Source organism: Serratia sp. J2 (assembly GCF_046269175.1).
GTDB classification, from domain to species: Bacteria; Pseudomonadota; Gammaproteobacteria; order Enterobacterales; family Enterobacteriaceae; genus Chania; species Chania fonticola_C.
In genome coordinates this window covers 137,668-150,759 of sequence record NZ_JBKABN010000005.1, presented here as the reverse complement: position 1 = coordinate 150,759, position 13,092 = coordinate 137,668, and the positions used below count along the sequence as shown (strand labels likewise).

At 56.2% G+C, this 13,092-nt stretch carries 8 protein-coding genes; 1 reads left to right on the top strand and 7 read right to left on the bottom strand.

Annotated features, from left to right (window positions below; genetic code table 11):
• Window positions 1–11: 11 nt before the first annotated feature.
• The 4 genes from rsmA to lptD all read right to left on the bottom strand — a co-directional run bounded on the left by rsmA (window position 12) and on the right by lptD (window position 5,537).
• Window positions 12–830 (bottom strand): 16S rRNA (adenine(1518)-N(6)/adenine(1519)-N(6))-dimethyltransferase RsmA, encoded by an 819-nt coding sequence (gene rsmA / locus ACKWMY_RS07505; protein ID WP_021179275.1) that lies wholly within the window; start codon window positions 828–830, stop codon window positions 12–14.
• Window positions 823–1,815: a 4-hydroxythreonine-4-phosphate dehydrogenase PdxA gene (gene pdxA / locus ACKWMY_RS07500; protein WP_261160864.1), complete on the bottom strand. Its 993-nt coding sequence runs from the start codon at window positions 1,813–1,815 to the stop codon at window positions 823–825. The genes rsmA and pdxA overlap by 8 nt, the downstream gene beginning before the upstream one ends.
• On the bottom strand, window positions 1,802–3,103 hold the full coding sequence (gene surA / locus ACKWMY_RS07495; protein WP_409486121.1) for a peptidylprolyl isomerase SurA: 1,302 nt from the start codon (window positions 3,101–3,103) through the stop codon (window positions 1,802–1,804). Before surA ends, pdxA begins: the two co-directional genes overlap by 14 nt.
• 67 nt (window positions 3,104–3,170) lie before the next feature.
• Entirely contained in the window at window positions 3,171–5,537 is a 2,367-nt protein-coding gene (gene lptD / locus ACKWMY_RS07490; RefSeq protein ID WP_074028469.1) for an LPS assembly protein LptD, read from the bottom strand.
• Window positions 5,538–5,767: 230 nt separating this feature from the next.
• On the opposite strand from lptD, the gene djlA reads away from it, so the two are divergent.
• Window positions 5,768–6,601 carry a co-chaperone DjlA gene (gene djlA / locus ACKWMY_RS07485; RefSeq protein ID WP_024527192.1) on the top strand — a complete coding sequence of 278 codons (834 nt, stop codon included), beginning with the start codon at window positions 5,768–5,770 and terminating at the stop codon, window positions 6,599–6,601.
• 35 nt (window positions 6,602–6,636) lie between these two features.
• Here the strand turns inward: djlA and rluA are convergent, their stop codons facing one another.
• The 3 genes from rluA to ACKWMY_RS07470 form a co-directional block, all read right to left on the bottom strand.
• Window positions 6,637–7,287: a bifunctional tRNA pseudouridine(32) synthase/23S rRNA pseudouridine(746) synthase RluA gene (gene rluA, locus ACKWMY_RS07480; protein ID WP_024483552.1), complete on the bottom strand. Its 651-nt coding sequence runs from the start codon at window positions 7,285–7,287 to the stop codon at window positions 6,637–6,639.
• 54 nt (window positions 7,288–7,341) lie between these two features.
• Window positions 7,342–10,248, bottom strand: a complete 2,907-nt coding sequence (gene rapA / locus ACKWMY_RS07475; protein ID WP_024483551.1) for an RNA polymerase-associated protein RapA — start codon at window positions 10,246–10,248, stop codon at window positions 7,342–7,344.
• Between the two features lie 356 nt (window positions 10,249–10,604).
• Window positions 10,605–12,971: a DNA polymerase II gene (locus ACKWMY_RS07470; RefSeq protein ID WP_024527191.1), complete on the bottom strand. Its 2,367-nt coding sequence runs from the start codon at window positions 12,969–12,971 to the stop codon at window positions 10,605–10,607.
• Window positions 12,972–13,092 lie beyond the last annotated feature (121 nt).

The window sequence follows — 13,092 nt, the reverse complement described above, 5'->3', positions numbered from 1 at the left end:
CAACTGCTCCTTTATTGCTGCTGCGCCTGCTGTTGTGAAAGCCAGTTTGCCAGCTTACAGTACTGCGCTACAGAAATATTCTCTGCTCTGAGCGTCGGATCGACGCCGAGTTCCGTCAACTGTTCCGGGGTGAAAAGATCGCCCAGGCTGTTGCGGATGGTTTTTCTGCGTTGGTTAAACGCCTGGGTGGTCACGCGGCTGAGCATACGCACATCGCCGACAATATTAGGCATCACCAGATGCGGTACCAGACGAACCACGGCAGAATCGACTTTAGGCGGTGGCGCGAACGCAGTCGGCGGCACTTCCAACACGGGAATAACGTTGCAGTAATACTGTGCCATCACGGTCAAGCGCCCGTATGCCTTGCTGTTCGGGCCGGCAACCAGACGGTTGACCACCTCTTTTTGCAGCATAAAGTGCATGTCGCGGATAGCTGAAGTATAGCTGAAAAGGTGGAACATCAGCGGCGTCGAGATGTTATACGGCAGGTTGCCGAACACACGCAACGATTGGCCTTCCACGGCTGCCAGCTCGGCGAAGTTCACCGTCATGGCATCTTGCTGATGAATGGTCAGCTTGTCTTTCAGCTGTGGGTGATTGGCCAGGCGGGCTGCCAGATCGCGGTCAAGTTCAATCACCGTCATGCGATCCATCCGCGCGCCAACCGGCTCGGTCAAGGCTCCCAGGCCTGGGCCGATTTCAACCACCGCTTCGCCCGGCTGTGGGTGAATGGCTGAGACAATGCTATCGATGACAAACTGATCGGTTAAAAAGTTCTGTCCAAAACGTTTGCGGGCAAAGTGCCCTTGGTGGACTCTATTATTCATTGCTGTTAATTATCATTTTAATGGCGAGAGCCAAGGCCGTTTTGAAGCTGCCTGCATCGGCAGTGCCGCTGCCAGCCAGTTCCAACGCGGTACCATGGTCGACCGAGGTACGGATAAAAGGCAAACCGAGGGTGATATTCACCGCCCGACCAAACCCCTGGTATTTTAGTACAGGCAAGCCCTGATCGTGATACATCGCCAGCACCGCATCTGCATGTTGCAGATATTTGGGCTGGAACAGGGTATCCGCCGGGAGCGGGCCAATCAGCTGGATGCCGCGGCTACGCAGCACCTCCAAAGCCGGAATAATCACATCCAACTCTTCACGCCCCATATGGCCGCCTTCCCCCGCGTGTGGGTTTAGCCCACAGACGTAAATCAGCGGGTGCGGAATGCCAAACTGGTTTTTCAGATCCCTATCGAGAATGGTGATCACTTCGAACAGGCTCTGTTGGGTGATGGCACCCGGGACTGCCAGTAACGGCAGATGGGTCGTTGCCAGAGCGACGCGTAGCTCCTCGGTAGCCAGCATCATCACCACGCGTTCACAATGGCTGCGATCGGCAAAGAACTCGGTGTGGCCGGTAAAGGCGACACCAGCGTCGTTGATGATGCTTTTGTTGACCGGGCCAGTGACCAGCGCGGCAAACTCACCGTTCAGGCAACCGTCACAGGCACGAGCCAGAGTTTCTACCACATAGGCGCTGTTGGCGACGTTAAGTTCACCAGCGACCACGGGCGCAGGGGCTGTAACGGGCAATACCGTTAAGGTCCCGGCACGCTGTGGCTGTGCAGGTTGGCCTGGCTGGTAGTCGCGCAGCGTGAGCGGTAACGCCAACTGGCGGGCGCGCTCAAGCAACAAGGCCGGATCGGCGCACACCACCAGTTCAACAGGCCAATCCTGTTGCGCCAGTACGGTGACCAAATCCGGCCCAACCCCGGCAGGCTCGCCGGGGGTGATGACGATACGGTTATTGCGGTGCATTGCTTCCATCGAGGATCTTCACGTAAGCAGCGGCACGCTGTTCCTGCATCCAGGTTTGCGCTTCTTCGGCAAACTTGCGGTTAAACAGCATGCGGTAGGCACGATCTTTCTGCGCCGCATCGGTTTTATCCACCTGGCGAGTATCCAGCAACTGGATCAGATGCCAACCAAAGGAAGAGTGTACCGGCTCGCTGACCTGGCCTTTTTGCAGCTTCAGCAGCGCATCGCGGAAGGCAGGATCGTACATGTCTGGCGAAGCCCAACCCAGATCGCCGCCCTGCAGGGCAGAGCCTGGGTCTTGTGACAGCTGTTTAGCCTCGTCTTCAAACTTCGCTTTGCCGCTCTTGATGGCCGCAGCCACTTCTTGCAGCTTGGCGCGTGCCTGATCGTCGGTCATCACCACTGACGGTTTCAGCAGGATATGACGGGCATGCACTTCGGTCACGGAAATCGACTGGGTACCGCCACGGATATCGTTAACCTTCAGGATATGGAAGCCGACACCGGAACGGATCGGACCAACCACATCGCCTTTTTTGGCGCTGGACAGACGTTCTGCGAACAGCGTTGGCATTTCCTGCAGTTTACCCCAACCCATCTGGCCGCCTTTCAGCGCTTGTGAGTCGGCAGAGTAAGTGATCGCCAGTTTGCCGAAGTCGGCACCGCCGGTCGCTTCACCGGCCAGGCGTTTCGCCAGCGCTTCGGCTTCATCAACCTGCTTCTGCGATGGATTTTCTGGCAGCGGGATCAGGATGTGGCTGATGTTGATGTCGGTTTCACCGCCGTTCTGCGCGCCGACCTGTTTGGCTAACGCGTCAACTTCCTGCGGCAGGATGGTGACACGGCGACGCACTTCGTTGTTACGCACTTCCGAGGTCAGCATTTCCTTGCGGATCTGCGCACGGTAAGTGTTGTAGTTCAGACCTTCATACGCCAGGCGGCTGCGCAGTTGATCCAGGCTCATCTTGTTCTGGGCGGCGATATTGCCGATCGCCTTGTCCAGATCGGCATCGCTGACGGTGATCCCCATTTTTTGCGCCATCTGCAGCAGGATGTTATCCATAATCAGACGTTCAAGGATCTGGTGACGCAACGTATTGTCGTCTGGCAATTGCTGGCCAGCCTGCTGTGCGTTGAGTTTCACCGATTGCATCAGGCCGTTCACGTCGCTCTCGAGTACTACGCCGTTATCGACGACGGCGGCGACTTTATCCATTTGTTGCGGTGCTGCGAACGCGGTATTGGCACAAACCACCAATCCGAGAAGAAGCGTTCTCCAGTTCTTCATACATTTCCCGTTATCTGTTTCCGCAAATGCGGGTGAAAGTTGTTTTTTTTCAATTCGTTTATCAATATCAGAATGCGCGTTGGTAAGGCAGAATACCCGAGCGCAGCATTTCATTGGTGCCAAGGCTGTGATCGCTACTCAAGCCACGCAGTTCGACGTTGAATGAAACTTTGTTATCGTACTTGCTGACCTGATTACCGTAGTCCCAATCGGTGATCTTGCGCTCATAACCCACGTTGACCGCCCAGCAGCAGGTGTTATAACGCAGGCCGACCAACTGGTTGGCGGTTTGTTTCGCACGAGTATCGTAGTAATACGCCCCGACGACTGCCCACCGATCGGCAATTGGCCAACTGGCCACCAGACCAACCTGTGAAATACCGTCCTGATAGCCTGGGTTGCTGATATCCGGCAAGGTTGCCGAAATATACTCCGGGCTGGCATAACGGTAGTTCAACTGCACCATGCGATTCTGATCCTGACGATATTCCACTACCGCGTCACCTAACGCGACGCTGTCAAGACGGGTGTCGTATTGCACACCACCACGCAGGCCCCAGCGATCGTCAATCTTCCAATAGGTGTCACCAGCCCAGACGACGCTGCCGGTATCATCGCTATTATCAAAGTTGCTACTTTGATCCCCGGTCCGCGAGCGGCTCAGGTAGTAGATTTGACCTACGGAAACGTTAAAACGTTCAACCAGCGCATCATCATAAATACGCGAAGTGACACCGGCTGCAACACGGTTCTGCGAGGCTACGCGATCCAGGCCACTGTAGGAGCGGTCGCGGAACAGGCCCGAGTAGTCGGTTTGCAGCAGGGTTGAGTCATAAGTATAGATATTGCTTTGATCGCGATAAGGCACGTACAGATACTGCATACGTGGCTCGATGGTTTGGGTATAACCTTCTGACCAATCCATTGGGCGATCGAACACTACTTTGCCATCGGTCTTGAACTGCGGCAGAACGCGGTTGACCGAGTCTTCCAGATCGGGAACCGGGCTACCCGGGTTACGGCTGGCATAGTCGGCGGCAAAACCGTTTGGAATGGTCTGCTGGAAATGCGTTGCCATCAGTTTGGCTTCGGTATTCAGGCTACCCCAACTGTTGGCCAGCGGCAGATTGATCGCCGGTTCCACATGCCAACGAGTGGCTTTTGGGTTATTCGGGTTGACGCTGGTAAAGTTGGCAACCTGGCCGTAGGTGTGGAAATCAAACGGGCCGATATCCGATTTATAGTAGTTGAGATCCAACTGTGGCTGCGCACGGTAGGCGTTTTGGTTGCCCACCCCGCTGAAGATCTGGAACTGCTTGGAAGCCAACGTGGCATCCCAGTTCTCATCGGCATAACCGACGCTGAATTTCTGCGTGGCGTAACCATCGGTGGTGGAGCCGTATTTGGAATCCAGGTCGGTGAAGTAATAAGGGTCGCTGACCTTGGTGTAGTCAATGTTGAAACGCCACACCTGATTCATGACGCCGTTATGCGCCCAGTAGAACAGCCAACGCTTACTGCTGTCGACATCCCCGTGATCTTTTTCGTACTGCCTATCGCTTGGCAGCCAGTCGAAGGCCATGGTACCCAGACCTGGTTGCAGCAGATAACGGAATTCGTTCTGCCACTGCAGGCCACGATTCGTCATGTAGTGCGGCGTGATGGTGGCGTCAAAGTTTGGCGCAATGTTCCAGTAATACGGCAACATGAATTCGAAGCCGTTATTACTGCCATATTTGGCATTGGGGATCAGGAAGCCGGAGCGGCGCTTATTGCCCACCGGCAGCTGCAAATAGGGGCTGTAGAACACTGGCACCTTGCCAATCTTGAAGCGGGCGTTCCACACCTCGGCCACTTCTTCTTCGCGGTCATGGATCACTTCGGAGCCCACTACGCTCCAGCTGTCATCACCAGGCAAACAGGAGGTGAAGGTGCCGTTTTCCAGGATGGTGTAGCGGTTTTGACCGCGCATCTTCATCTTGTCGGCGTCACCACGCCCCTGGCGGCCCACCATCTGATAGTCGCCCTGATAGACGTCGGTATCTTTGGTGTTCAGGTTTGACCAGGCTTTAGGGCCTTTCAGTTTGATCTGATTATCCGAGTAGTTCACATCACCGGTGGCGGTAACGGTACGGATAGGATCAGGCTGCCCGTCTTTTTGCGTCTGGTTCAGCTCAACCTGCTTCGCCGTCAGGGTGCTGTTACCCTGTTCGACGTTGACGTTGCCACTGAACAGCGCGCTGTTCGGGTAGTTGGCCTGCGAATCATCGGAAATGATGGTGACCGGCAGGCTGTTGGGATCGCCGCTGATCACGGGCTTATCATAAACAGGCACGCCGAGCATACATTGCTCGGCCAGATCTGCCAGCGCGTGCTGACTATAAATTGCCGTCCAAATCAACGTGGCCAGCAGTGTTGGGAAACTTTTTTTCATACGCGGTTTTGGTGTTCCGTCATCAGAGGCGTCATGTCCGGCAAACGGTCAGAGACTATATCACTCATCAGCGTTGCGCTAGTGTTAAATCCTGCCGTTCGATTGCGTCGTCGTTAGGCGCAGAGATAAATGACAGGTATGATAATCGAATTCTTGGAAAAAATCGCCTTAACCCTTGCGCGTACCGATAGGGATACACGGCTTATTACGGTTTGATAGTTGGGGAGTATATGCAGTATTGGGGAAAACTGCTCGGAGTGATTGTCGCCGTTTGGGCTGGCGGCGGATTCTGGGGTGTCGTGCTGGGGTTGATTGTTGGTCATATGATCGATACCGCACGTAATAACAAGCGCAGTCGGGGCTTCTTTACCGATCAGCAAACGCGGCAGACGTTATTTTTCCGCACCACTTTTCAGGTTATGGGGCATCTGACCAAATCGAAAGGGCGGGTAACCGAAGCCGATATCCAGATAGCCAGCCTGTTTATGGACCGCCTGCAACTGCATGGCGAGGCCCGTACCGCGGCGCAGCAGGCGTTCCGAGAAGGCAAGCACAGCCAGTTCCCGCTGCGTGAAACCTTGCAGCAGCTACGCAGCATCTGTTTTGGTCGCTTTGACCTGATTCGGATGTTTCTGGAAATTCAGATCCAGGCCGCGTTTGCCGACGGCTCGCTGCATCCGAATGAACGCCAGGTGCTGTATGTGATCGCCGAAGAGTTGGGAATTTCCCGCGCTCAGTTCGATCAGTTCCTCAGTATGATCGAAGGCGGGCGTCAGTTTGGCGGCGGCAGTTGGCAGGGGCAGCAAGGAGGCTACTCTCAAGGTGGCTACCAGCAGGCGCAACGTGGTCCAACGCTGGAAGATGCTTGCAAGGTACTGGGTGTTAACAGTAGCGACGATGCCACCACCATCAAGCGTGCCTACCGTAAACTGATGGGCGAGCATCACCCGGATAAGCTGGTCGCCAAGGGGTTACCGCCGGAAATGATGGAAATGGCGAAACAGAAAGCGCAGGAGATCCAGGCGGCCTACGACCTGATCAAACGCGAGAAGGGTTTTAAATAAGCGTAGGGGGCGTAGCGTGCGGCGCCCCTATAAACTCAGAAATCCGGCTCTACGCGAAAATGCATCGGGGTCTGGAATGCGGGATGAGTGATACGCAACTCTTGTGCGTGCAGTTGCAGGCGCGGTGCCATCGCCTTGGCCTCTGGTGGGGCGTAGAAGCCATCGCCGAGAATGGGGTGACCCAATGCCAGCATATGGACGCGCAATTGGTGTGAGCGCCCAGTGATGGGCAGCAGCTTGACCCGTGTGCTGCCATCCGCATCCCGGGAGAGCACCACATATTCGGTCTGCGCGGCCTTGCCGGTTTCGAAACAGACCTTCTGCAAGGGCCGGTTCGGCCAGTCGCAAATCAGCGGTAAATCCACCAACCCTTCATCCTGTGCCATATGCCCCCATACTCGGGCGATGTAGCATTTTTTCGGCTCGCGCTCGCGGAACTGGCGTTTAAGCTCCCGCTCGGCGGCCTTGTTCAATGCCACCACGATCACCCCGCTGGTAGCCATATCCAGGCGATGCACGGACTCCGCCGCCGGGAAGTCTGCCTGGATGCGCGTCATCAGGCTGTCCTTGTTCTCCGGGGCACGGCCAGGCACGGAAAGCAGCCCGCTAGGTTTGTTGACCACGATGATGTGCTCATCCTGATACAGCACGTGCATCGGATCTTGCGGGGGATTGTAAGGTTCCATGTTAGCTCCGCTGAGAAGGGCAAACCGGGGAGCTTTGGCTCCCCGCTGTGTGGATTACTGGTGTGTCACTACTACCAGGCGAATAGCATCCAGCCGCCATCCCGCTTCGTTGAGATTAATCAGCACCTGCTTGCGGTTGAACTCCAGCGCTTCGACTTCGTCATCACGGATATTCGGGTTAACCGCTTTCAGGGCTTCCAGACGTGCCAGCTCGGTACTCAGCTTGTCATCGGCCTCTTGCTTGGCCTGTTCGATCAGGGCGCGGGCCTGTTCTTCCACCAGGCTTTCTGCCTGTTGCAGCATCACGTGCACTTCTTGCTGCACCGCATTGACCAGTTTGCTGGAGGTGTGGCGATTGACCGCGTTCAGTTGGCGGTTAAAGCTTTCGAACTCGACCTGTGCTGCCAGGTTGGTTCCCTTGCGATCCATTAACATGCGGATCGGCGTTGGCGGCAGGAAGCGGGTCAGTTGCAGGTGTTTAGGGGCCTGCGCCTCAACCACATACACCAGTTCGACCAGCAGAGTACCCACCGGCAGTGCCTTGTTTTTCAACAGGGAAACTGCGCAGCTCCCGGTATCGCCGGAGAGGATCAGATCCAGCCCATTGCGGATAATCGGGTGTTCCCAACTGACAAACTGGGCATCTTCACGCGACAGTGCCTGTTCGCGATCAAACGTCACGGTGCAGCCATCTTGCGGCAGCCCTGGGAAGTCCGGTACCAGCATATGGTCGGATGGCGTCAGGACGATCAGGTTGTCGCTGCGGTCTTCCTGGTTGATGCCGACGATATCGAACAGGTTGAGCGCAAAGCTCACCAGGTTAACGTCATTGTCCTGTGCCGCAATGGCTTCTGCCAGCGCCTGCGCTTTGTCACCGCCGTTGGAGTGCATTTCCAGCAGACGGTCACGGCCCTGTTCCAGCTGCGTTTTCAATTGCTTATGCTGCTGGTTACAGGCATGGATAAACTCATCCAGACCTTCCTGCTCGGTAGGGGCGGCCAGATAGCCAATCAGTTGCTCATAGCAGCTGTCATAAATCGGCCGGCCGGTTGGGCAGGTGTGCTCGAAGGCATCCAGCCCTTCATGGAACCAGCGGCCCAGCACGGCCTGAGCGGTGTTTTCCAGGTAAGGCACCATGATCTGGATGTCGTGCATCTGGCCAATACGATCCAGACGGCCAATACGCTGCTCCAGCAGATCCGGGTTGAACGGCAGATCGAACATCACCATCTGGCTGGCAAACTGGAAGTTACGCCCTTCCGAACCGATTTCGGAGCACAGCAGCACCTGCGCACCTTCTTCCTGTGAAGCGAAGTAGGCGGCAGCGCGATCCCGTTCGATAATGCTCAGCCCTTCGTGGAATACGGCGGCACGGATCGCTTCGCGTTCACGCAGCACCTGCTCCAGTTGCAGAGCAGTCGCGGCCTGGGCGCAAATCACCAGCACTTTCTCATGACGGTTGGCGACCAGATAATCCAGCAGCCACTCAACGCGCGGATCGAAGTTCCACCAGGTCGCATTCTCCCCTTCGAACTCCTGATAAATCTGTTCTGGGTAGAGCATGTCGCGGGCGCGGGCTTCGACGGTTTTCTTGGCGCTCATGATGCCTGACACCTTGATCGCCGTCTGATATTGCGTTGGCAACGGCAGTTTGATCTGGTGCAGGTGGCGGCGTGGGAAACCTTTTACGCCGTTACGGGTATTACGGAACAGCACGCGGCTGGTGCCGTGGCGATCCATCAGCATGGTGACCAGTTCCTGGCGTGCCTGCTCGCTGTTGTCGGTATCGCTGTTGGCCGCTTTCAGCAGGGGCTCAATGTCCTGCTCGTCGATCAGCTCACCCAGCAGGTTCAGCTTGTCATCCGCCAGGCGCTCGCCGCTCAGCAGCAGCGTCACCGCATCGGCTACCGGACGGTATTTCTGTTGATCGGTGACAAACTCTTGGTAGTCATGGAAACGGCTGGGATCCAGCAGGCGCAAGCGGGCAAAGTGGCTTTGCTGGCCAAGCTGCTCCGGGGTGGCCGTCAGCAGCAGTACGCCCGGGATGTGCTCCGCCAACTGTTCAATCACCTGATATTCACGGCTCGGCGCGTCTTCGCTCCAGGCCAGATGATGAGCTTCGTCTACCACCAGCAGATCCCAGTGGGCATCGGCCAACTGCTCAAGGCGCTGTTTGTTGCGACGCACGAAATCCAGCGAGCAGATCACCAACTGTTCGGTTTCGAACGGGTTGCTGCTGTCTAGCATCGCTTCGGAGTAACGGCTATCGTCAAACAGTGAGAAATAGAGGTTGAAGCGACGCATCATTTCAACCAGCCACTGATGTTGCAGGGTTTCCGGTACCACGATCAGCACACGTTCGGCGCGGCCAGCCAGCAGTTGCTGATGAATAATCATCCCGGCTTCGATGGTTTTACCCAGGCCCACTTCATCGGCCAATAGAACGCGCGGTGCATGGCGCTGGCCGACCTCGTAGGCGATATGCAATTGGTGCGGGATCAGGCTGGCGCGCATACCACGCAGGCCAGCGAACGGCAGGCGATACTGCTCGCTCTGGTATTTGCGGGCGCGAAAACGCAGCGCAAAGCGATCCATGCGGTCAATCTGACCGGCAAACAGGCGGTCTTGTGGTTTACTGAAGGTCAGCTTGCTGTCCAGCAGCACTTCACGCATAGCGACGCCGCTTTCCTGGGTGTCCAGACGCGTGCCGATATAGGTCAACAGGCCGTTATCCTCTTTGACTTCCTCCACCTGCAACTGCCAGCCTTCGTGGTTGCTGATGGTGTCGCCCGGGTTAAACATTACGCGGGTGATTGGCGAGTCGTTTCTGGCATAGAGGCGGTTTTCACCAGTTGCGGGGAAAAGCAGGGTGACCATACGCACGTCAAGTGCTACCACGGTTCCCAGTCCCAATTCGCTTTCCGTATCGCTGATCCAGCGTTGACCAAGTGTAAAAGGCATAGTTTGTCGGCTCGATTCTTATTAAGTAAGTCTTGCTACCCGGCAGATAAGCCCTGGGTAACCTGTTTCAACTGCTGGCTATTCCCGGCATCTTGCCTGCTACCGCGTTGTAACCGGTTGGCGAGCTTTATTTTCATTTAGCGGGTAATAGCCTGTTACGCCAGACGTCTGGTGACGGCATGGCGACAACGATGTTGTGAATAGTGGTTCAGAATTTGGGAAGGGCGCTATGGTAATGGAAGGCGGCGCATTCGTCACCTGTAAAACCCGATGATTTTTTCTTCCCAAATGCCGACTAACACCAGTGAAAAGAAAGGGTTTCCCCATGGGGTGGCATTACCCTCTGTTTTGACCGCTCAGAACAGGCCTATCTGCCTGGTGACCAACGCCGAAAAATCGTCGTACAGGAAGGGAAGTATAGCGTCTGCCACCGGTTGCAACTGACGTTCGAGATAATGATCGTAATCGATCGCAGATTGCCGGGTTTCCAGAGGTTCTGGCCCGGCTAGCGTCATTACATAGCTGATCCAGCCACCGTTCTGATATTGCAGAGGCCGCCCCTGTTGACGATTATAGTCATCGGCCAGCCTGGCTGCACGGGCGTGGGGTGGGACATTGCGTTGATAGTCGTCCAGTTTGCGCCGCAGGCGTTTGCGGTATACCAGCCGGTCGTCAAATTCGCCGTTCAGCGTTTTGGCCACGTAATCGCGCACAAAGTCCTGATAGGGCTGGCGCTTGAAGATGCGTTGATAGAGCTGCTGCTGAAACTGCTGCGCCAGCGGGGTCCAGTCGGTACGCACCGTTTCCAACCCTTTATACACCATCTCTTCACTACCGTCCGGTTTGCTGATCAACCCGGCGTAGCGTTTTTTGCTGCCCTGCTCGGCACCGCGGATGGTGGGCATTAAAAAGCGGGAATAGTGGGTTTCAAACTCCAGTTCCAGCGCATTTTCCAGCCCATATTGCTGTTGCAGATGCTGCTGCCACCATTGATTGACGTGATCGAGCAGTTCGCGGCCAATCTCGGCGGCCTGCTGTTCACTGTGGGCCTTTTTCAGCCAGACAAAGGTCGAGTCCGTATCGCCGTAGATCACCTGGTAACCTTTAGCTTCGATCAACTCCCGCGTCTGGCGCATGATCTCGTGGCCGCGCAGGGTGATCGACGAGGCCAGCCGGGGATCGAAGAAGCGACAGCCGCTCGATCCCAGCACGCCGTAGAAGGCATTCATGATGATCTTGAGCGCCTGCGACAGCGGTTTATTGTTGTGGCGCTTGGCCGCTTCGCGCCCCTGCCAGATCTGGCGAACAATCTCGGGAAGACAGTGTTTGGTGCGGGAGAAGCGAGCCTGGCGAAAACCCGGCACCGAGTTTTCATCATCCGGGTGCTGCATGCCTTCTACCAGCCCGACGGGATCGATCAGGAAGGTGCGGATGATCGACGGATACAGGCTTTTGTAATCCAGTACCAGCACCGAATCATACAGGCCGGGCTGTGAATCCATCACAAAGCCGCCGGGGCTGTGCTCTTCCGGCAACTCCCCAAGGTTAGGGGCCACATAGCCCTGACGATGCATGCGTGGGATATAAAGATGGTTGAAGGCTGCTACCGAACCGCCGCTGCGATCGGCCGCCAAGCCGGTCACGGTGGCGCGTTCGAGGAGGAAGGTCAACAGCTCGGTTTTGGCGAAAATACGCGTCACCAACTCGCAGTCTTTTAGGTTATAGCGGGCCAGAGCGGGTTTATCTTCGGCAAACCGGCGGTCTATTTCCGCCATCCGCTGGTAAGGGTTGTCGATCGATTTCCCTTCCCCAAGCAGCGTTTGCGCCACATATTCCAGGCTGAAGGACGGGAAGTTCCAGGTGGCCGATTTCAGCGCCTCGATACCGTCGATAATTAATCGCCCGGAGGCCGAGGCGAAGAAGTGGTTTTGCTTAAAGCCGTGCTCGCGCCATTCCAACAGGTTACCACCACGGCCAAAGCGCAGGGGGATCTGATAACGTTCGGCGTGCTTCTGCAGCACCCGCAGATCGAACTGCACCAGGTTCCAGCCGATAATGGCGTCGGGATCGTGCTGCTCCAGCCATTGGTTCAGGCGTTCCAGCATTTGTGGACGGCTGTTGCAGTATTCCAGCTCGAAATCCAGCGCCTCAGTGCCGCCGTTGGCCGGGCCGAGCATATACACTTGGCGTTGGCCACAGCCTTCCAGCGCGATGGAGTAAAGCTCGCCATGGGCGGTGGTTTCGATATCCAGTGATACCAGCTTTAAAGAGGGGCGATAGTCTGGGGCGGGCTTCATCTGGGCGTTGAGCCACAGGCCGTTACCGTCGGGTTGGCCGTTGAACCACACCGGGGCGGTGATAAAGCGCTCCATCAGATAGCGTTCCGGCGGGCGGATATCGGCCTCAAACACGTTGACACCACCCTCTTTGAGCAGTTTTTCCAGCTTGATCAACTGACGATGCTGGCGGCAATAAAGGCCCATCACCGGACGGGAATGGAAATCCTGCAGTGGCAAGGGTTTCAGCTCGACATGCCGCTCTTCACGCAGCAGCAACTCGGCCCGCTGACGCTGTTCGGCGGGAATGAATGCCACGGAGGTCTGTGGGGCCAGCCGTAGCCGTTGTGGCCCGCTATCGGTTGCCAGCCAGAACTCAACTTCGGTACCGGCGGGCGTATCACGCCAATGGCGGGTGAGTAAGAAACCCTGCTGTAGAGATGTCACTAGTTTCTGAGCATCGGTGATCTATAGATGTTTATAGTATGGGTTTTTATACAGTCATTGTCTATTACTGGCCGGATTGGCTAAATCTACATACAATTCAACGATTGACTCCCCCTGGCCC